Origin of the sequence: Enterococcus sp. AZ020 (genome assembly GCF_050499205.1) — a bacterium.
GTDB lineage: Bacteria > Bacillota > Bacilli > Lactobacillales > Enterococcaceae > Enterococcus_L > Enterococcus_L dunnyi.
Window position 1 is genome coordinate 162,268 of record NZ_JBIPAT010000001.1, and the last position, 21,969, is coordinate 184,236.

The following is a 21,969-nucleotide window of genomic DNA, read 5'->3' on the forward strand; positions in this document are numbered from 1 at the left end:
TTAATCAGCTCCTAGTTTCAATCTGCCTACCTGCTGTCTTTTCGCTTGCTGAACCGTTCTATATAATGAATATCCTGAGACTTTTTGAAATTCATTCCCTAAGCGTTTTTCTTCGCCAATGCTTTTGACAACAGTTTTGAAACGTTGATAGGTTTGTAAAAAATCTGCTGTCTCCATCCCAGTTTCGTTTGCCTGTTCCACTGCTGACCACATATTCGTCACGATGACCATCTCATCTGTGGTCCAGTCCAAATCTAAAGGGTATTGATAATCTTTCATGTCTTCACCTCTTCAACTAGTATAGCATATCTTCATGAAATCACTTTTTCCGCCGTTCTTGCCAGTTTGTCCATAATGGTAAAAACAACACTCCTTTTTCAACACCAATTCGCTGTGCAGAATAAATTCCAGCATTTCCAGAACACATGTAGCTCACTAGACAAATCATGAAAAAGAAAACAGCAGCGTCACTGCCAAAAAGTTCGATCCCCATAATAAAACAGGCAATAGGAGTATTGGTCGCTCCTGAAAAGACCCCAATGAAGCCCAGTCCAGCTAAAAACGGAATAGATAAATGGAGGACCACAGCCAAGCTGCTGCCTAACGTTGCACCAATTTCAAATAGCGGCGTCACTTCTCCACCTTGATATCCAGCTCCCAATGACAGCACAGTGAAGAAAAGCTTCCCTATCCAATCAAACCAATAGCTTTCTCCATTGAACGCATCTTTTAATAACGATAAGCTCAAGCCAAGATAACGTTGTGTTTGTAAAACTAAAACGACAATAACAACAACTGCCCCGCCAATAAAGTTTCTCAAAACAACATTTTCGATCCAATTTGCATAAATCTTCTTGATAAAAACGATGGAACGGCTAAACAGCCAGCCTGCTAAGCCAAAACAAATACCAGCTGCAAAAACTTTTATGAATACTAGTGGTGTCCAGTCTGGAATTTGCCCCATGTTATAGTGTGTATGTGTAACGCCCAATGATTCTGTTACAAAATTTGCAAAAAATGCTGCAAAAAAACTTGGAAAGATGGCGTCTGATCTTAATCGGCCAATCACCAACACTTCCAAGCCAAAGACCGTACCAGCTAGTGGTGTACCGAAGACTGAACTAAAACCAGCACTGATCCCGCTGATAATAACGATTTCTCTTTCTAATTTATCCAAACGAAACACACGTCCAACTGCATTGGCAACTGTTCCACCCATTTGGACAGCCGTTCCTTCACGTCCAACAGAGCCACCGAACAAATGAGTCGTGATCGTTCCAAATAACGTTAACGGGATCAACCGTAGAGGAATATTTTCTGCTCCACCATTTGCTTGATCGATCACAAGATTATTTCCTCTGACTGCATTCCCTCCATATTGCTTATATAAAAAGGCAAACACAGCTCCACTAAACGGCAATAAAAGCAATAGCCACGTATGATTCAATCTTGTTGTGGTCACTAGATCTAAACTTTTCAAAAAAAAGGCAGACAGTATCCCCATTATTAGTCCGATTAACGCAGAGATCACGAGCCATTTCGCCATATGAACGCTTATTTTTATTGGCATTTTTAATTCACTTTCCATACTTTCAACTCCTCAATCAATGTTGATTATTCTCTATCATACTACCTTTCTATGACATACTGGTCAATTATATCAAAACTTTTTCAAATTAGATAAATCAAATTTTTTTTATTCCGTTTTTTCTTAGTAAAGCCCTTGCAAATCCAATAGATTGTGCTACTATGAATGAGAAATTTTTATCATACCTATCCTTGAATGAATGAGCACTTTATTTAAACAGACGATTTATTGGTTTGATTTTTACAAATGAAAGGATGTTTTCATTGAAAGAATTAACACATGGCAACCCGGCAAAATTGATTTTCTTTTTTACGATTCCACTATTGATCGGTAATATCTTCCAGCAGTTTTACAATATGGCGGATATGATCATTGTAGGACAAACACTTGGAAAAGATGCTTTAGCTGCAGTTGGTTCCACTGGCAGCATAACTTTTTTGATCATCGGTTTTGCTCAAGGCTTAACTGCCGGCCTGTCTATTTTAACTTCTCAGCGTTTCGGCGGTCAAGATTACCGGGGCGTGAAAAAAAGTTTTGCGACCGGGATCATGATCAGCGGTATCGTGACGATCATTTTAACAGTATTGAGTTTGGTTTTTGTTCATCCGATGTTGGTGTTGATGCAAACTCCTAAAGAGATCATCGCTGATGCACAACTTTTTATTTCTATTATTTTTGCCGGAATTTTTGCTGCAATGGCCTTTAATCTTCTGTCAAATGTGATTCGTGCTCTCGGTGACAGTCGGACACCACTTTTATTTTTGATTATTGCCAGCATCATCAATGTTGTTTTAGACTTGGTTTTGATCATCAATTTTCATATGGGCGTTGCAGGAGCCGGGATTGCTACGGTCACTGCTCAAGTCGTTTCTAGTTTATTGTGTGTCATTTATATTCGCTGGAAAATTCCGAACCTTCAGTTACGAAAAAAAGATTTTGCTTTTGATAAACAGGATTTTCGTGCCCATTTGAATATTGCATTACCGATGGCTTTTCAATCTTCGATCATCGCTATTGGCGCAATCATTTTACAAGCTGCTTTGAATAGTTTAGGAACAGACGTAGTAGCCGCACAAGCAGCTTCTGGAAAGATCGAACAGTTTGCTACACAGCCGATGATGTCCTTTGGGATCGCTATGGCTACATTTACTGCTCAAAATTATGGTGCTAAAAAGTACAAACGTATCCTTCAAGGTGTGACACAATGCTTAGTGATGAGCATCAGTTTTAGTTTACTTGCAGGTGGGATCGTGGTTCTTTTCGGTCAAAATCTCGTGACACTTTTTGTCAGTGCAAAAGAAACGGCTGTTCTTGATTTATCCCAGATCTACTTTAATGTCAACGGAAGTATGTATTGGCTTTTGGCGATTCTTTTCATTCTTCGCTACACACTTCAAGGACTCGGACAAAGCGTAGTGCCTACGATCGCTGGAATCATGGAGCTGATCATGCGTTCATTTGCAGCGATCATTTTGACAGCCTCTTTAGGCTTTGTCGGAGCAGCACTCGCATCTCCTCTAGCTTGGGCTGGATCGGTGATCGTACTGCTTGCATCTTATATCAAAGCAATCAAACGTTTAAGAAAGCTGGAACACGCTCAACATCTTGAAATCAATTAAATAATCAAAAAAGAGAGCGAAACAAAACTAAAAAACAGTTTTGTTTCGCTCTCTATTCTGATTATTGTACAGGCTGCTTTTTACCAAAGTATTGGCGCCATTTTGATTTTACAGCATTGGTCATTGGTTCTGATGCTTCTTTCACAGCACAATATTTATCGACCATCGTAACGATATAGCTTTCTTTGTATTTAGGAGGCGCAATCGTTGCTCCCCACATATGTTTGATGATGATATCGCGTTCTAAATCTGAAAGTTCTGTCAGCTTCTCTGCATTTTTCACAGCGATCCTAGGATGCATGTAGGCATGTGAGCCTTCATCAAACTTTGTCGTCCGCCAATCGTAATAAAACAGATCATGTAATAAACCAGCACGAGCGGTTGCTCTTGCATCTCCGTTCCATTTCTTCGCTAATAGGTAGCTGTTGTAAGAAACGCTGATCGAATGATCCAAACGAGTTGAATGAACATGCTGTGTGTAATTACTTAAGCGCTGAACTTCTTCTTTTTCCAATAAATCTTCTACATAAGACATATATTCTTGATCTTCACGCCATTTTTCAGTCATTAATTCGGGTTCCACCTTTTTTGAAAAGCTGATCGTCTCCTCTAATCGAAGGAAAACATATCAAGCTAAACGATTTGAAAGACTTGGCTTTGATTTGCCAGTGATTGTGTCTTTTTAACTTGATGAAAGTATAGCACCTTGATTTTGGAAATACTAGGATTTTAGAAATCCGTAACTAAACTTTAATAATTGCTTTAGAATTGTAACTGTTGACACTATAGCGCTTTTTCATTTTGATGTCTGGAAAATTCTGCTTTGATTTGGATAAAGGAATGAAAAACTTGAAGTAATTGAAAAATCTGCGCTCGGTTTTCAAATTCTTCCCTTGTTTTCGGTAATTCCTTTTTACGATACACTTCATAAACTTGAGCGATTCGATCAAGGATTGCTTGTCCATCGTTTGTTTCTGCGAATGTTTCCGCTGTATATTCCAACAACTGCTGAATGCTTTCAACTTGTTCCGGCTCAACAGTTATTTTCTCCAAGATTCGTAACATGTCTTTCAAGCTGTTGCTTTGCATCCTGCGCATCGTAAAATAGTTTAAATAGTAATCATTCGATGATAACAAATGATTTTCTGCATGTGTTTTTGCCCAAGCTTCACCTGTACGAATAAATGCTTTTAGATCATCACATTTTTCAAAAAGATTCCGTTCTTTTCCGTGTTGATTCAAATACGCCGCCATGTTATTCAATATTTTACGAAACATGACTTCGATGACTTCCTGATCTTCTTTTAAACGTTTCTCTGCATCCGGCATGTAGACATTCATCAATAAAGCGAAACCTACGCCGATCGTCATCAATAAAAATTCGTTGCCTATGAATGCCCAGGACAGATTTTTTTCAACTAAATACTGAGTGACTAATACTGAGCTCACAACGATTCCATCGGAAAGCTTGAAATAGACTGCTGAGGGAATGAATAAAAGTAAAAAAATACCAAATGCAACAGGGTTAAAGCCAAAAAGAGTAAAACAAACGTAGGCGATCCCAGTGGCCAACGCTAAAGACAATAGGCGATAAAGCCCTGTCAATAATGAGGTCTTTTTGGTGTTCGTCACACTTAAGACAGAAATAATCCCAGCAGATGCTGGATAAAGCAATCCTAAACTACCTGCAATGACCATCGACAGTGTGGCACTGACAGCAGTTTTGATGGTTCTTAAGCCAATTTTCATTTGACCTCTCCTTATAATTTTAGTTAATCTTTTATTTTAATACTAGTAATTTTACCTCTATTTCGGTTATGATGAAATAGTAAAGTCATTAAATGTTGATGATAGGAGTGAAAGCTCATGGAGGTTGGTCGGTTTCGCTTAGGTATGCGGACACTAAAAACTGCCCTCGCAGTAATGTTATGTATTATTTTATTTAAAGTATTTGATCGAGGCGCACCGATGATCGCTGCTTTGGCCGCTGTTTTTTCATTGCGGCAAGACCTGACCACCAGCGTGACTTTCGGTAAGTCCAGAATTCTCGGTAACACGCTCGGCGGCGGATTGGCGATCGTTTATTTTTTAGTAAAAGATCTGTTTGCCAATGATTTCCTAGTCGAATTGCTGTTGCTTCCTATACTAGTCATTATCGTAATCGTTGTTTCTGACGGTATCAACAATAACTCTGGTATTATTTCTGCCATTGCAACGCTTTTGTTGATTTCCCTTAGTATTCCTCAAGGTGAATCTTTTTATTTCGCTTTAGATCGAGTCATCGATACGTTTATTGGTACATTCATCGGCATCGGCTTGAACTTTTTTTTCAAACCGAAACCAATTGAAGAAACACACGAGATCGAAGAAGATCTCGCTGAACTAGAAAAGAAAGAGGCTGAACTGAAGGAACTTAGGGAACGAGTTCAAGCACGAGTAGAAGCTGAGAATCAAAATAAAAAATAAAGTAACGCTAAAAAACTGCCAAGTTCCGTAAGGAGCTTGACAGTTTTTTCATATCTAATTTTCTTCAGTTGAAGACTCTTCACTATAAAAGTTTACATTGCTGTTCGTCCCTTTTTTAGAAAAGTTCTCGATCAATTCTTTGACATCCAGCCCTGTCGTTTCTTTTAAAGTTTCCTTTGTACCTGCTAATAAATTCGTTGCATAGTTTGTAATACGGTTAGCTCCGGCATTTTCTCCACCGCCGCCTGTATCGACAACAGAAATTTTATCGATGTTGCCAAGAGGTTGTGCCGCTTCCTTCATTAATTGAGGCAGCATTTCCATAACCATACTTAATACAGCAGCTTCGCCGTATTCTTTGAATGCATCCGCAATTTTTTGCTTCGCTTCCGCTTCAGCTGCCCCACGAGCTAAAATAGATTCCGCTTCTGCTTGACCAGCAAGACGTGTTTGATTGGCTTCCGCTTCTGCTAAAGCTTCTACACGGAAACGCTCTGCTTCTGCTTCTGCCACTTCACGCGCTTTTTGTGCTAAGGCTTCTTGTTCTTTGGCATAACGATCTGCATCTGCTTTTTTCTTCACTTCTGAGTCGTATTGCTTCTCACGACGAACGATTTCTTTTTCTTCCAACTCGATTTGTTTTTGACGCTCGATGACTTTGATCTCCATCTCTTGCGCCACAACTTCTTGTTGTGCTTTCGCTGTTTCTAAGTTATAAGCTTGATCGGCTTTGGCTTTAGCAATATCTTGTGCTTCTTTGTAAGTTGCCAGTTTTAATTCCTTTTCTTTTGACGCTTCGGCAATTTCTGTTTGTCGTTGCAATTCTGCTTGTTGAGAATCTTTTTCAGCCTCGGCTTTTTTGATTCTTGTTTCTTTCAATGCTTCTGCTTCAGCGATATCTGCATCACGTTTTACTTGAGCGATTCTTGGTTTCCCTAATGAATCAAGGTAGCCATTTTTATCACGAACTTCTTTGATTGTGAATGATACGATGATCAGTCCCATTTTTGCCAAATCCACACTTGCCACTTCTTGCACACTTTGGCTGAACTTATCGCGGTTTTGGTAAATTTCTTCGACGGTCATTGACCCTAAGATTGAGCGCAGGTGTCCTTCTAAGACTTCACGTGCTTCGTTTTCAAGCTCTTCTCTTGTTTTACCTAAAAATTGTTCTGCGGCTGTGGCGATTTCTTCCACAGAAGAACCGATTTTGATGATCGATGTTCCGTCACACATTACCGGAACCCCTTGTTCTGTATAAACTTCTGGTGTCGATACATCTAATTTACTTGATAGTAAACTAATCCGATTTGAACGCTGGAAAACAGGTAATACAAAAGCACCGCCCCCACGGACGATCTTGATTTTATTTCCTCGTTCATCCTTATGAACATTTTTACTTCCTAAATAACTCCCACTGACGATCAGTGCTTCATCTGGTTTGGCTGTTTGGTATTTTGAAATAAATACGATCAACATCATCAATAAGATGAAAACAACCAAAACGATCGGTCCCAATAATCCTAATTCCATTTTCTTCTACTCCTTTTATTTTAGACTTGCAGACTGCCTTTATAAGGCACAACATAACAAACACGTTCCTTGACTTCAATGATCAAGACTTGTTCGCCACGATCGATCGGTATTTCTTGCGGTGCATATAAAGCTGCTGGACGATTGATCGAACCAGTCACACTTTTCAGTTGGATCTCACCCATCCCACTGACAGGAATCGGTGTGATAACGGTTGCTTGAGTGCCTTCCATATCTTTTTCAGAGATCGAAATCGTTGATTCAGCATTTTTCATTGGTACTAATACATAGAAATTAAGGAAAAACACTAGAATCGTTGCAAGCGCACCACTAACGATAAACAAAAAGCCATGTCCCCAGTCAAGCAGCTGTTCACCTAAATAGCCGAACAATGAAGTAAATGCTAGCCACGGAATGATCAGCATAGGGTCAACGGGACCGTCAAAATCAAATACATCCCCAAAAATCACTAATAAAACAGCAATTCCAGCACATGCAATCAATACGTATAGATAAATTGTTTCAATCGGAATTCCTTGAACCATGTTCTCACTCCTTTCCGCAAATAGGTCTTTCAGCTGCTCTTTAAAGGTATCGCAGTTGTTATTCCCATATATGCTCCTTTTCCGACGATAACTATATTTTACCAATACTTGATTAGAAATAACAGTAAATCTTTAAAAATCATACGAAGGATGTAGAGAGGCTTAACTAGAAAAAGAACGTACCGTTTTCTTTACAAAAACAGCCGTTCTTTTTCGATTATTCATTTGATTTCAACGCTTCGATCATATTCACTTTCTTGAGTTTTCTATGCATGAAGACCATTACTAACAACGTGAAGAACATCGTGATCACAGCTGAATAAAAATAACTGATCCAATGAATCGTTGGCGAGAACATCAGCATATCTACTTCAACCGTTGTTAAAACATAGCCATGAACGACTTTTCCGAAGAAGCAGCCGATCACGATACCGATCAATGTCAAAATGATATTTTCACGGTAAACGTACATCGTTACTTCATTATCATAAAAACCTAGCACCTTGATCGTCGATAATTCTCTGATCCGCTCTGAAATATTGATATTCGTCAAATTGTATAAAACGATAAATGCCAGTATCCCGGAAACGGTGATCAAGACCCAGACGACGATGTTCAAGCTGTGGATCGTATCATCTAGCGCATCACTAGAAACAGAAAGGAACGAAACATTCAATACCTTTTTGTTTTCCATCAATGTTTTTCCGACAGAGGCCTCCGTTTTTTCGTCCAGCTTTTTGTCAAAAAGGAGAAACTCTGTATTATATTGAGGAGCCTTTTTGAAAATTTTCTCATAATATTCCGGTGTAATATAGGCAAAGTGCCCAGTATAATTTTCGGCAATAGCAGCAATTTTCAATTGAAATTCCTGATTGTCATTATTTTTCAGAACGAGTGTATCGCCAACTTTATAGTTGAAAAGATTTGCAAGTTTCTCATTGATGATCACGCCTGCGTTCGTTAGCTGATATTTTTCCCCTGTCTGTCGTTTGTTGAATAAAATAAATTGATCGATCGTTGCCGGATTTTTAGGTACATATACAGAGACATCTTGTTTCGCATTTGTTTTCTTTGTGGTTTTTAGCGTTTCCACATGTAATGGCATTGTTTCTTTCAAATTCTCTGTCTTGTCAATTGAACGTTGATATTCCTTCGATTCATTTGCTGTTGCGTCCTCCTTGAAGGTCACCACTGCTTGATAATGCCAAATTTTATTAAATTGGACATTTACGATATCAGAAATAGAATCTTTCAAGCCAAATCCTGTGATGATCAAAGCCATACAGCCTGCGATCCCTAAAACAGTCATCAGCATTCTTTGTTTGTAACGGAACAAATTACGAGCCGTTACTTTTTGAATAAAGCTCAGACGGTTCCAAATCGGTTTTAAGCGTTCCAGAAAAATTCTTTGTCCTGCTTTTGGTGCTTTGGGACGTAGTAATGTCGCTGATGTACTAAACAAATCGATACGCAACACGACCATCGCAGCTCCGGCTGTACATAAAACAGCAACCAATACTCCGATCAAGCTGTAACTGAAATACCACGGTGTGATAAAATCAGGAATGTTATACAGTTGACCATACGCATCAAAAATGATCGTCGGGAATAAATAGTATCCTACAATCAAACCTAAAATAGCGCCACATAAACTAGCTATGGATGCATAAACTAGAAATTTAAAGGCTATTTCACCATTTCGATAACCTAATGCTTTCATACTGCCGATTTCCATTCGTTTTTCTTCAACCATTCGTGTCATAGTCGTCAAACTAACTAAAGCCGCAATCAAGAAAAAAAAGATCGGGAAAACAGTCGACAACGAAGAGATTCGGTCAGCATTGTCTTTATATTCAGAATAACCAGGATTATCCGCTCTTGTAAAATAATAATAGTCAGCAGCCTTCAATTCATTTAGTTCTTTTTGCTTCTCTGCCAATTCTTTTTTAGCATCCGCTAATTTAGGTAAGGTTTCCTTTTTCTTCTTCTCTAATTCAGCGGCACCTTCTTCATACGCCTTTTGTCCGTCATCAAGCTTAGCCTGCGCTTCGTCCAGCTGAGCTTGCCCTTCAACTTTGGCTTGTTCTAATTGCGCACGTCCAGCTGCTAATTGTTCTTTTCCAGCCGAAAGCTCAGCTTGAGCCTGAGCCAATTGAGCTTCTCCTGCAGCTATCTGCTGTTGTCCGTCAGTGTATTGAGCAATTCCTTGGTTGATTGTAGCAATCGTTTGATCCAACGTCTGCAAGCCTTGGGATACTTGACCTTGTTGTGCAGTCAACTCAGCTGAAGCACTATTGATCGCGCCCATTACACCTGCAATATTTTCTCTAACAGGTTGAGCGATCAATTGACCAACGGCAGCTGAAATTCCAGCTGGTGATCCTAATGCAGCAACAGCTCCTTGTAATTGCGGTGCTGCCTCTGCCACGCTTTGTGCTAATGCTTCATCCGGCACTCTATCCAATAAAGCAACAGAAGAACCCAAGCTTTGATAGCCATTCGCTAATTGATTCAGTGATTCGCTAGTCACAGCAAGCTCACTGCGCTGCTGCTGCAAACTTGGCAAAGTATTTTGTCCTTCTATGACCTTGGCTTGTGCTTGCGCTAATTCATTTTTCTTAGTCTCTAATAAATTGCTTTGATTCGCAAGTTCATTTTCACCATTTGTAATCGTTGCTTGATTTGCTGCTAACTCATTTTCTGCAGCTGAGATTTTCTGTACATAAGATTCTCTAGCCAAAGCCAAATCATTTTTCCCTACTTCAAGATCCTGTTTACTTGCCTGCAATTGCTCTTCAGCATTTTGCAAGGCTTTTTCCCCATCAGTAATTTCTTTTTGTGCTTTTTCAAGGGATTTTTTTGATTCTGTACGAATTTCTTCCACTCGCTGCTCAGGTCTGTCTTTCATGATTTTCTCTACAGCTTCGACCAATTGATCTCTTTGCTCTTCATATTCAGTTGAGTAGCTGTCTTTATCTGCTAATCCTTTAAAAGATACGAGCAATTCCGTATATGTCGCTAGATCCATATCCTCTTTTGGTACTATAGCAAAAAAATCTAAAGAACCTTTACCAACTGTTGTATTTCCTCGTGAAGTATTTTCAATATATTCTGGTGAACGGACAAAGCCAACCACTTTAAATTGATTTTTCTTTAAGGCCTTGTCTTGATTATCTTCTTTTGAAAGAGTAAGTGTATCGCCGATTTTATAGCGACCGTACAGACTAGCTAACTCATCTAAAACGACCTCACCGCTTTTCTTCGGCATGCGGCCAGTCACCACAGCATATTCTGAAAGCTTTTGCTCACTAGTCAAATCGTAACTAATAAATTTGACCGCACTATTTTTCTCTGTGATGACGATATCTTTTGTATATCTCGGAAGAATTTCTTCAATATTTTTATCCTTTTGGATTTGCTTGATATCTTGATCGACCAAACCTAAAGTCGAAACGATACGGGCATCAGGTAATTTTTGTTTTTGATAGTAATTTGATGCTGTTCTAGTCATGTCAGGACCGGTAGCTTTTAGCCCGACAAATACCATTACACCTAGAAAGATGATACCCATGATCGAGATAAAGCGTGTTTTTGATTGCCTGATTTCCCGAAAACTTGTTTTAAGTAACGCTGTCTTTTTCACTGCGTCCACCTACCATTCTATCTCTGAAACAGGTTTAGGTTCATCGTTGATCGTCATACTGCGGACTTTAGCATCGTTGATCCGAATGACCCGATCAGCCATTGGTGCGATCGCTGAGTTATGGGTAATAATGATCACTGTCGTCCCAGTGCTTCTAGCCGTTTCCTGTAAAATAGTCAAGATCTGTTTTCCTGTTTCATAATCCAATGCACCCGTCGGTTCGTCACACAATAATAATTTAGGACGCTTGGCGATTGCTCTGGCAATCGTTACTCTTTGTTGCTCGCCACCTGATAATTGTGCGGGAAAATTATCCAATCGTTTGCCTAAGCCTACTGATTTTAAAACCTCTTCTGGATCAAGAGCATCAGACACGATCTGTGAAGCCAATTCCACATTTTCTTTCGTGGTCAAATTAGGGACTAAATTATAAAATTGGAAAACAAAGCCTACATCATTACGACGATAGGTCGTTAATTGTTTTTCGTTATATTTAGCGATATCTGTCCCATCAATAATGATTTGACCTTCATCACAAGAGTCCATACCGCCTAGAATATTTAGTACAGTAGATTTCCCTGCTCCACTGGGACCTAAAATCACTGCAACCTCACCTTTTTCTACTGAAAAATTGATACCGTCGTTTGCAGCGATCGTCGTATCTCCCATATGATATCGTTTATATTCATCTATTACATCAATATATGCCATTTTATTCAAATCCCCTCTCAAAGAAATTTTATCATAAGTAGTCAAACAAGTCCTCTGACAGCTCAAATCTCTTTTTGATTTTTTCTTTTTTTTCCGTATAATAAGGAAATGGAATCAGATTGACATCGTTCATATCGAATTGATTTTTCTATCGTTTCCACTTACAGTTATTTGTTAGGAGAAAAAGATGGCAAGAAAAAAACAAAAACCCCCATTTAGCCCTGCTGTTGTGCTTGTGGCGGTTTTAATCATTTTAGTTTTAGGCGTATTTGGTGTTCAAGTTCCTGATTCTATTCAGGAAATCTTCGGCATCCATACACAACAGGAAACAAAACCAAGTGCCCTTAGCTCTTCAACCTCAACGAATCCAGGACCAAAAGAATTAGGCCCAGCAACCTTTTCAGCGTCTGAAATGGCTGACAGCAAAAAAGGCTGGATCGATTACCATAAACTTGATTCGTTAGGACGCGCTACCGGGGCAGATGCTTTACTAAAACCGGCAATGGTCAACACAGGAACAGCAGCAAATAAAGATGTTCGACCGCCCGGCTTTATTTCCGGCTTAGACCCTTATAATCATTCTAGAGGTCATTTGATCGGTCGCCAAATGGGCGGTTCAGGGGATGATGCCCGAAATTTAACGACACTGTATCAGACTCCGGTGAATACTCCTTTTATGACAAAGTATGAAAATCAGATCCGTCAAGCACTGGATAAAGGTGAGACTGTCCGCTATCGCGTCACCCCTATTTATGAGGGAGCAGAGTTATTATGTAAAGAGATCGAACTTGAAGCAAAAGGGCTAAACAAAAACACGACCATTGATTTTCGCGTATCGATTTTGAATGAAAAATGAGTTATCTAGGAGGTACCCAATGGATTTTCGTCTAATAAATGAACAGCTTATCGAACGAACCCCTCATGGATTTTTGACCGCTGTCTTAGCAACTGAACAAGAAGAAGATGCTTCTATTATCTTCAGCGGTGATCTAGAAGAACAGTTTGAACAGGCAGTTGCGTTTTTAAGCTCAGCAGAAACCTTGACTCTCGATGATCTAAAAGAATGGCAGGCAAATGAATTCCTTGTCGTTGCCCAAACGATCGACGGAGATTATATTGCGGGAACAAAAGATCAAACGTTTGTCATCCCTGTTTCACTATACAAATCTGATATTGAATTATTTGATCTGTTTCTGTCCGATTTTTTCATCGACTATTCTACTCAGGGGATTCATTCTTCTATATTGCCGACGTATCATTAAAAAGTTAAAGTCCGGGACAAAACTGTTTTCCAGTTTTTTCTCGGACTCTTGTTTTTAGTTTTGTAAAAAGTAATCAAAGACATATTCTATTTTTCGAATGTCAGCCCTTTGAAGCTCACTATTGATTGCAACTACTTTTTCTTCCTGATAGGCACGTCCTGGACCTCTCAAAGGCACCGTTGTTAAGATCACATCAACATCTTCCTCATTTTTGATTTCTCCAGAATTATTGATATCAAGCTTATATTTTCTTGAAAAAGTCTCGTGTACTTGAGTACATAGCAATTCCCATAAGATATTCGGCAAATCAGTTTCTATTGCCACTCGAATCGTTTTTTCATATTCATTTGTTTTCTTTAAGTTGCTGAACAGCATACTATAATGTGTGATCAAAAAATCTCTTTCTAAAAACAGGGAGTAACCTGACTGGGCGTAAAGCTCATCAATAAAAACTTCTAGACGGGATTGTAATTTCGGATAATATTTTTGGATTTGTTTCTGATAATAATACCCATTGATATCTGAATTAAACTTTTTAAAATTGAAACACAGGGTATGGACACAAAAAATGAATTCTTCGGCAATTTTTTTCTCACTGAGGTTCATCTCAAAAAAATGATCTGCGAACCGGTCAAAAAAGAGCGTTGAAGCTTTGGCAGCTATGCTGCCATTCAATGTTTCAATGGCAAAAACCTGCTGCATATCCGGTACCCAAGAACAGCTCTTCCAAACTTCATAATGAAAAGCAATTTCTTCTGGTGGCGCATACAAAACATTATTCAAGCGATAAAAAACAGTGCGAAACTCATTAAAGAATTTGTTGTTCTTTGATGCTTTGTTCCATTCTTCATTTTGTTGGATATAGTTCTTTTTTCTTGTTCTGATTTTTACGATCGCAATATAATACATTCTCCGGCGTTTTTCTAAACGTGTGACCTCTTTATTATATGCCCGATCCAATTCGCTGAATTGATGGACGATATGCTCAACTTCAACCTCATCCACATGCGTAAATGGCCATGAGATCCCTGAGTTCAGGCGCCAAAAAAAGAGTAACATGAAAAAGCGAATCTGCTGCTCTTCTCCTTGTAAAACGATCGTTTCCCTCGTCAGACCAATATCGAACTGGCTTAAAAACTTTTTTATTTTCTTTATGTTTCGTCGAACCGTCGCTTCACTAAAATAGAATCGATTCGCATAATCTCTGACTGAAACAAATTCATTTAAACAAATTTCTTTTAGCATTTTGATCAAAGGATTTTTTTGTATGATGAACGCAATAAAGTGCTTCAGATCGTCATTGATAGGAACTTTTAGTAAGATCCCTTTACTTTTACAAATTGAAAAGACGAATCCTTGGTGATCGTATTCCAAAATGTCATCCTGCAATAGTTTGACTACCCTGCGAATCCTTTTGATCGATACATCAAATTTATTGCTCAGCTCCTCAATACTGATATAACGCTCCTCCATATCTAGGAACAAAGCAAGCTCTCTTTCCAAAAGTAAATCCGGTGACAATAATTCATTATAATTAAAATCCGAGTCATAGTTCAAATTTACTCCTCCTTTCAGTAATTACTCCCATCATTTATGAAGGATCAAGCTATTATTTTCGTGAATACTGGTTCTAAAGAAGGATGGTCCATGAGACCTTTATGTGCTAAAATTTCAAAAGTTCTATGTGATTTCATAAAAAATATTTTCTTTTAATTATGACTGCAGGTTATTTCCACCTTTCTATTGAAACAATCATTTAAATGCTTTAATTGGTTATTTTTAGTATAGCATTATTCATTTGTCAATTTTTTTCTAATAATCAACAACATCTTTTCTTTTTTTGAAAAAATTGAAGACTATCATTTAAACAAAATGCAGCACAACCCACTAAGAAACACGATAGGAACATGACATGCTTTAGTTCTTTGCATCCTTTTTTTGATGCTTCGAATATAGAATGATTCCCAAAACACCAAGGAAAATGATTACTGATAAAAGAAGAATAATGAGCAATTTCCAATCGATCACTGATTTTTCTGCGATATCCACATCTTCTTTATTATATTTCTGCGCCTTTTCTTTTGAGATGGAAAACGTTTCATTCCAATGCCATTCATTTTGTTGATCACTTATTTTGATTTTTGCATTATACTCTCCAGGTCTCATTCTTTCTCCTGAAAGACTTATAGGGAAGCGTAGAAGAGAGTTCGGCGCCATACGCATGCCGTCTCTCACCTCAGAAAAAAGGATAGAATTCTCTCCTACTTTTTGGATTTGAACGTCAACCTGCATCTCTTCCATGAATGTTTTTGCTATGTTAGAAAATTCAACAAAAATAGTATTACGAAAATTATTTTGTCCAGCATAAACATTTCTAAAAATCAGATCTGGTTCAACCGCTACGTCCGTTTCTGTCAACAACATGCCTATCAGGTACGCAAATCGATTGTTGATTGCTTGTTCTTGCGTTTGTTTTGATTTTTCTTCTTTGACTTGAAGTTGTATCCCTCCTGCGATCGTCCCATCAAACTGCTCTTTGGGCATAGTGATTTCTAAGAGTAATTCTTTGGAGCTTCTCGCTGGAATATCGACCAAATCGGCTGTTTTGACCAGTTCTGTAAAATCTAGGTCCAGTGACTGATCTTTTGGTAATTGATTTGGACCATAATCGATCACACCATTCGAGCTGCTTTTTGCACTATTAAGGCTGACCTCGATGGTCAACGGCTGATCACCTGTATTGATCAAATTGATTTTGACTGTTTGCTTTTGTTCTGGTTTCATTCGTAAATCAAAATAGCCTACATCATTTAGCTGATTTTCAGGATGGATCACTTCATAATAAAATGCTGCACTTGATTCGCTATCTTTGGCTTCAGCTGGCTTCATTGAAATCAGCTGGCAACTTATCGATCCTATAAAAAGGAATAATAGGAATCGGATATCTTTCCTCATTTCTTTGTCCTCATTTCACCGCTTAGATGTCTCTTTTTATTTTAGAAGGTATCTGACATAGTCCAAGTGATTTCTGCCACATATTGCCCCTTAATGATCGGTAAATTACCTGGTACCGCTAATTTGATCGACTGAGAAGAATTCTTTTTGTATTCACCAAAAGTGATGTCGTATGTGCCAAACCCTTTTTCAGCTGACTCATTTTCAAAAACTAACTCTTTTTCTCCTGCCGAAACACCGTCGATCCCTGGGACCAAGTCGAGCGTTGAAGCCAGCATCATTTCTTCCTCAGCAGGCATATTTTCCATATTGGCAGCAGTGGTCAGTAAACGTAAATTCGAATAGCTTAACGCTGCTCCTTTTAGTTGAGAGGTATTTTGAGTGAATTGCTTTGTCATTTGCGCATAGAGTTTATAGCGATGATCATCTGTTGCCCGAAGATCACGAAATTTTAGAAAGTTTTCCGTTGTGATCTTCTCTTCTGGAGAGCCTTTGATCGATGTTTGAAAATCAGTTGCAAAATAGTTTTTGGCTGCAATGGTTGTTTCCTGTACACCAAAATCAATAGGGGTAGCAGCTATGATCATCAATGGACCAGTAGTAGGATTCACATCCGGTTCTGTGATTTCTGGTCCCTCACTGCCCGGTGGTGTTACAACTGGCGGAGGATTTCCCTGTGTGTATGTGATCGTCCCTTCGGACTTGTACACATTTTCTTCTGCCTGCACGTTTAAAGTACTTGTCCCAACTGATAGTAGCAGTCCAGACATCATTATATTCATTTTCTTCATTTTGATTCCTCCTATTGCTTTTATGGTAACTCAGATAGTATCCAAGTTATTTGGGTTTGATATACTGCTGCTTTTTTGGCTGTTTTACCAGGAACAGCTAGAGTTACTGCGTGATTTTGATACACCGGCTTTTGATAAACTGCATCGATCGAGGGTTGTCCATTTGTATGATATTTTGGAACAAGTGAGTTTTTTTGATTATTTTCATTTTCCTGCGAAGCACCAAATGAAAGCAACCAGGTTCCTGCACCTTCGCCCACTTCAGCACTAGCGAGTTGCTGGATCTCTCCTGGTGTTAGCTCGATTGCTTGTGATGTCAATTCAGGATATGCGGTTTCATGGCTACTATTGATCCAAGCCTGTTTTAGTGATAGTTTCGCTCCGTCGAGCTCTAATTTTTGCTCATGTAAACTTGCAAATTGCGTCTCTTGTTTAACAAGTAGACTCCAGCCCAAGCTTTTCTCCCTAATATCAGAAATTTGAATAAAGTTTCCTCTAGCACCTGTTGTCCCATAGAATAGCTGTGCATTTGCATAATAGATTTGATCTTTAGTTGAACGCTCATTGATGCCGAAATCCAACTGGGGAACAAACTCTACTCTTAAATACTGCCCTGCCTGTATAACTTTTCCTGGGTCAACATTATTTGAAGGGAATTCTGGATCAAAGATGTGATTTCCAGCAGGCTTATCAAAATAAATTTGACCCGTTTCTCTCCTGACAGCATTCACTTCTTTTGGAAATATGGTGATGCCGACTAATGGCACGAGACAAAAAAGAAACCATTTTTCCTTAACAGAATAAAACCGATATATGTTTGTTAGGATCACTGTCAACAATAGGATCGATCCTACGAGCAGCAATTGTGTATCCCCCTTCTCTCCAGCTTTTGGCAAACGTCTTGAGCTCCCCTTCGAAGAATCGTGTATCTCCTGTCGTTCTTGATTCTCCTTAAAACTAACAACACCTTCTGTCTTGAGCGCACCGCCATCTTCTGCGGCCAAAGAAAATGATCCCAGCCAAAGACAATTGGATGAGTATAGTAAGAAAATCGAAAACCAAATCCATTTTTTCATTTATTTCCCCCCTGATAGGCATCTGTTATCGTCCATGTCAAATCGGCACGATAATTTCCCGCTTTTTTTACTTTTCCAGCAGGTAGTCGATAGACAAAGCCTCTATCAGCATCAGACCATTCAGACTGTGTCACATTGTACTCAGAAGAATCCGTATTTTTATGCCGAACGATGATTTCTGGTTCACTAGTAATCGGAGCTTCTCTTCCTTCATTTTTAAAACGAATAGCATTTTCTAGATAATAGTTCTTTTTTTCCTCGTACAGCATTAGCTTTTCCGTCAATGATACGGTGATATACCACTCTTCTTTTTTGTCCCGTTTGTCTTGAACGATCAAATCTTTTGAATAAACTGGTTCCGTCACTAGTGTTTCTTTGTCATCTACCTGATGGATACCAAAATCCATCGTTTCAGGAAAAGAAATAATTTCCAAATAACCTTGGATCGGCTGTTCTGGAAAACGAACGATCGGTGATTCTCCTACGATTTTTTCATGTTCCGCATTCGGATTCTCTGGTCCTGAAACAAACTGCTTCTCTCTTGGTGAATCACCTGTTGCTTGCGCTTGATTTTCTATTATTTTTCCTACTGCAGAATGATTCACGCGAGCTTTAAACGAAACTTTTGCAGACGCTTGACTCGCTAAATCCCCTACATCAACAGCTAAAACTCTTGTTTTAGGATCGTAGTGATAGCTTTCTTTTGCCAATAAAATTTGATTCAACATTAGCTCTGCTTGATCAGGATCAAAGTCTAACTCAGGTACAAGCTGATCGGTCAATTGAATATTTTTCCAATTTGTTTGATACTCATTTGGTTTGTCATTTTTTATTAAAATCTCGTATTTGATTTGATCTCCAACTTGAATTAGTTGATTTGGCTTGACTGATTCAGCTGTTTTTTCAAGGTAAGGTCGGTCTGGCAAAATATCTTTCACTTGGAATCTTGCAGCACTTTCAAAATAGGTGTCTCGATAGTAAAATCCTTCGGAAGGATTTTTATTCCCGTTTATGCTATTCGTTTTGGGCGGATTGTATACTTCGGGTGGAGCCAATCCTGCATTGTCTTCCAAATAAATAACAACACTCTCTGATGTTTCTAAATAGCGCGGTAAATCAGCAACGAATGTCCCATCGGCTGCTACGACACCGTTAAGCTTTTCGACAATTCGATCTGCTTCATCATAGACCTCAACAAAATATTTTGTATTCGGCTCATTTCCTCGTCCTTTTAATTGCTTGGTCGCGTTCGTTATTTCTTCATTCTCTAATTTAGCTGGCGGCGGCGGGGTTATATCGATCACCGTTGTCTCGCTTTTTATCAGCCAAGGACCTTGTATAACAGTTGCACTGATGGGTTGATTCGTTTGATTCAAACGATTATCAGAATTCGTCACGCCGATCAGTCCATCTTTGTCTGACTTTACAGGCCCCACTATTTCACCATATGAATCAATAAAAATCGCTTCAGCAGGTTCCTGATCTGCATACAGTGATGAAAAAGCTGCTTTTCCTGTTTTTTCGTTAATGCCTTCAAATTGTGCCCCAGATTTTACATATAAACCATAGCTATCGTCAGCGTCTGTGTTAGCAAGCCATTCAATTTGCGGCTCTACGCTCATTCCAGTGATCCGTCTAACATTATTCGGCCTAAAGGTTTTCGCTAACCCTGTATCAGAAGAAACAATCTCATTATCACCTCTCCCATTGACACTAAGTGTTGCAACATTAGAATAGCTATTATCTGGAGATTGCTCTGAGTATGAGGTCGTTTTCCATAACTTAACATCTGACTGAACCAACTCAAATGTACAGCCGACATTGTTCGGAATTTCCATCACTCGAGCTTGAATGCCTGATATGCTGTCCAGAGTATTATTAAAATCATATGCCTTAGGTCTATTTAAGGTTAAGCTGCGTTTGCTATCTTTTTTGTCAATATCCTTATATTTCCGATACAGATCTTGTCCATAATCCCGTCCTCTAAAATCGATCAGTCCATAAACTGTCGTATTTCCATCACTTCCAGATGTTGAACTATTTTTCGTATTTCCTTTGATAAAAAGACTCCCGCCTGGTTCAACATTTACTGCGGTATCATTATTACAATAAGAAAGTACCGCATGATTTTTCTGTGTGACCAAACTAACTACCGCATCTTTTTTGATCAAAAGGGACGAACCCGGATAATATAGTGCAAACGCATTACCGTTCATGTCTGCTGAAAAGCTAGCCCCTTCTTCAACGGTAAAATTTTTGAAATTGGAGTAGACTGCTGGATAATTTGCATGATTCGTTGTTTGATTTTTATAATAAACCGTAGCATTTTTTTTAATGGTATGCTCCATAGATTCACCTGTATAGCCTTTGCCGGAAGGTGTTTCCATAACATGCCAGATGATCGAATAGTTATAGTATCTGATCTCACCCTTGTAGATCGTATCTTCTTCATAAATCATGCTGCCGACATAAAAATTTTCAGCGCTTGTTGAAAGATCGATCTCCCCATATACCGTTACCTCAGCATAATAAGCTCTTACTACTCTGGCTACACCATTGATGCCGATTTTCCCTTTCACATTAGAAAGATTTCCTATCCGAAAATACCAGTTTCTAGTACGAGTTGAATCGTAGGCACCACTGCCGCCAATGAAGGAATAGGAGGATGCACTTTCTATATTTTGGTCAATAACTACGTCGTGTAAATGAAAAATCGCGTATGCTTGAGTAGGTCCAGAAGCATCCAAAGCAAGTGAATAATTACCTAGATAAAGGGTGTAGCCATTACCATCGATTTCAATTGAGGTTTTTCGGGCTGTTAGAGAGCTGTTCCCAGAAATATCCGCTGCCAGTATGATTTTTGTCACTGTTCCATCGTTATACGCTGATTTGAATTCATTAAAATCATGCACAATTTTGATCTGGTGTAAAGGGTCGAATCCCACTTTAGCATTTGCTGCATCATTTGCTGCTTGCTGCTTTCCAGTTAAGCTTGAACCTGCTGTTCTACCAACCGATGATACGTTTGTTTTCGTCAACACTTCCTGTTTTTGATCAGCAATTAGCTCAGATTCAAACACTGTTTCAATCATAGGAAATTCCATGTCATCTACATAGATTGGCATTGACGCAATTTTTTTTGCAACAAGAAGTTGATTATCTTGATCGATCAATCGGATTTGGCTTTGCTGGTTTGGATCTATTTGTCGGATTTTCCAGCTTATAGAAAGAGCTGCATCACTTTTTTTGGTAGAAAGGATTAGTTGATTTGACTCTTCTGTTTCTTGAATTTGTAGAGTCTGTTGTCCTGCTCCTTCTCCATAATCACCTTCTATTTCTTCCTTTTTTGGGCATTCAAGATTATCAAAAACTATTAAAATTTTTTCTTCCTCTGGTACTGCAATTGTTAACATTCCTTCCTTTTCATCAGAAGATAGTCCTTCGGAAATGGTGATTTGATAATTTTCTTTCCCTACGATCGGTGAAGTTCTCACTATTAATGAAATCAAAAACATTAATAGCAAAATTGAAGTACAATTGATCACCTTTTTCAAGTTTATCGTCACCTCCTCACTTTTTTATTTTAACAGCAAAAAAACTAGGTTAATTATAAAAATAGGGGATACTGAAGGACGAAATTTGATGAAACTTTGTGAAAAAATCAATAGAAATTTATATATTATAAAAAAACAAAAGTTATCTTATTAGAGAACAAAACTCCTTATATAACGCAAAAAAAGAGTGATACAAAAACTAAAAATCAGTTTTGCATCACTCTCT

17 protein-coding genes are annotated in these 21,969 nt (G+C 38.6%); 4 read left to right on the top strand and 13 right to left on the bottom strand.

Annotated elements, in window-relative coordinates:
* Both IGI58_RS00805 and IGI58_RS00810 read right to left on the bottom strand, forming a co-directional pair.
* Positions 1-279 carry a UPF0223 family protein gene (locus IGI58_RS00805; protein WP_429955044.1) on the bottom strand — a complete coding sequence of 93 codons (279 nt, stop codon included), beginning with the start codon at positions 277-279 and terminating at the stop codon, positions 1-3.
* A gap of 40 nt (positions 280-319) precedes the next feature.
* Positions 320-1,588 (bottom strand): voltage-gated chloride channel family protein, encoded by a 1,269-nt coding sequence (locus IGI58_RS00810; RefSeq protein ID WP_429955042.1) that lies wholly within the window; start codon positions 1,586-1,588, stop codon positions 320-322.
* Positions 1,589-1,851: 263 nt separating this feature from the next.
* On the opposite strand from IGI58_RS00810, the gene IGI58_RS00815 reads away from it, so the two are divergent.
* The gene (locus tag IGI58_RS00815) at positions 1,852-3,207 is read left to right on the top strand and encodes an MATE family efflux transporter (RefSeq protein WP_225534498.1); all 1,356 of its coding nucleotides are present in this window, start codon (positions 1,852-1,854) and stop codon (positions 3,205-3,207) included.
* A 61-nt stretch (positions 3,208-3,268) separates the two neighbouring features.
* Here the strand turns inward: IGI58_RS00815 and IGI58_RS00820 are convergent, their stop codons facing one another.
* A complete protein-coding gene (locus IGI58_RS00820; RefSeq protein WP_087641507.1) occupies positions 3,269-3,775 on the bottom strand; it encodes an HD domain-containing protein in 507 nt (168 codons plus the stop codon).
* A 215-nt stretch (positions 3,776-3,990) separates the two neighbouring features.
* Positions 3,991-4,956: an aromatic acid exporter family protein gene (locus IGI58_RS00825; RefSeq protein ID WP_429955040.1), complete on the bottom strand. Its 966-nt coding sequence runs from the start codon at positions 4,954-4,956 to the stop codon at positions 3,991-3,993.
* Between the two features lie 117 nt (positions 4,957-5,073).
* On the opposite strand from IGI58_RS00825, the gene IGI58_RS00830 reads away from it, so the two are divergent.
* Positions 5,074-5,673, top strand: coding sequence for an FUSC family protein (locus tag IGI58_RS00830; RefSeq protein ID WP_087641505.1), 600 nt, complete (start codon positions 5,074-5,076; stop codon positions 5,671-5,673).
* Positions 5,674-5,727: 54 nt separating this feature from the next.
* Here IGI58_RS00830 and IGI58_RS00835 read toward each other — a convergent pair whose 3' ends face one another.
* The 4 genes from IGI58_RS00835 to IGI58_RS00850 all read right to left on the bottom strand — a co-directional run bounded on the left by IGI58_RS00835 (position 5,728) and on the right by IGI58_RS00850 (position 12,105).
* Entirely contained in the window at positions 5,728-7,206 is a 1,479-nt protein-coding gene (locus IGI58_RS00835; protein ID WP_429955038.1) for a flotillin family protein, read from the bottom strand.
* Positions 7,207-7,226: 20 nt separating this feature from the next.
* Positions 7,227-7,751, bottom strand: coding sequence for a hypothetical protein (locus IGI58_RS00840; protein WP_225534496.1), 525 nt, complete (start codon positions 7,749-7,751; stop codon positions 7,227-7,229).
* Positions 7,752-7,968: 217 nt separating this feature from the next.
* Complete coding sequence (locus IGI58_RS00845; RefSeq protein ID WP_429955036.1) at positions 7,969-11,394, bottom strand: FtsX-like permease family protein; 3,426 nt, start codon at positions 11,392-11,394, stop codon at positions 7,969-7,971.
* Positions 11,395-11,403: 9 nt separating this feature from the next.
* Positions 11,404-12,105, bottom strand: a complete 702-nt coding sequence (locus IGI58_RS00850; protein ID WP_429955034.1) for an ABC transporter ATP-binding protein — start codon at positions 12,103-12,105, stop codon at positions 11,404-11,406.
* Between the two features lie 187 nt (positions 12,106-12,292).
* On the opposite strand from IGI58_RS00850, the gene IGI58_RS00855 reads away from it, so the two are divergent.
* Together IGI58_RS00855 and IGI58_RS00860 are read left to right on the top strand one after the other, a co-directional pair.
* Positions 12,293-12,961 (top strand): DNA/RNA non-specific endonuclease, encoded by a 669-nt coding sequence (locus IGI58_RS00855; RefSeq protein ID WP_429955032.1) that lies wholly within the window; start codon positions 12,293-12,295, stop codon positions 12,959-12,961.
* Between the two features lie 19 nt (positions 12,962-12,980).
* Positions 12,981-13,367 (top strand): hypothetical protein, encoded by a 387-nt coding sequence (locus tag IGI58_RS00860; protein WP_429955030.1) that lies wholly within the window; start codon positions 12,981-12,983, stop codon positions 13,365-13,367.
* A 54-nt stretch (positions 13,368-13,421) separates the two neighbouring features.
* On the opposite strand, the gene IGI58_RS00865 is transcribed toward IGI58_RS00860, so the two are convergent.
* From IGI58_RS00865 to IGI58_RS00885, 5 genes are all read right to left on the bottom strand, one after another.
* On the bottom strand, positions 13,422-14,924 hold the full coding sequence (locus IGI58_RS00865) for a helix-turn-helix domain-containing protein (protein WP_429955028.1): 1,503 nt from the start codon (positions 14,922-14,924) through the stop codon (positions 13,422-13,424).
* 360 nt (positions 14,925-15,284) lie between these two features.
* Complete coding sequence (locus IGI58_RS00870; protein WP_429955026.1) at positions 15,285-16,322, bottom strand: DUF916 and DUF3324 domain-containing protein; 1,038 nt, start codon at positions 16,320-16,322, stop codon at positions 15,285-15,287.
* Positions 16,323-16,363: 41 nt separating this feature from the next.
* A complete protein-coding gene (locus IGI58_RS00875) occupies positions 16,364-17,113 on the bottom strand; it encodes a WxL domain-containing protein (RefSeq protein WP_429955024.1) in 750 nt (249 codons plus the stop codon).
* A gap of 20 nt (positions 17,114-17,133) precedes the next feature.
* A complete protein-coding gene (locus IGI58_RS00880) occupies positions 17,134-18,189 on the bottom strand; it encodes a WxL domain-containing protein (RefSeq protein WP_429955022.1) in 1,056 nt (351 codons plus the stop codon).
* A complete protein-coding gene (locus tag IGI58_RS00885) occupies positions 18,186-21,734 on the bottom strand; it encodes a pectate lyase-like adhesive domain-containing protein (RefSeq protein WP_429955411.1) in 3,549 nt (1,182 codons plus the stop codon). The genes IGI58_RS00880 and IGI58_RS00885 overlap by 4 nt, the downstream gene beginning before the upstream one ends.
* Positions 21,735-21,969: the final 235 nt, after the last annotated feature.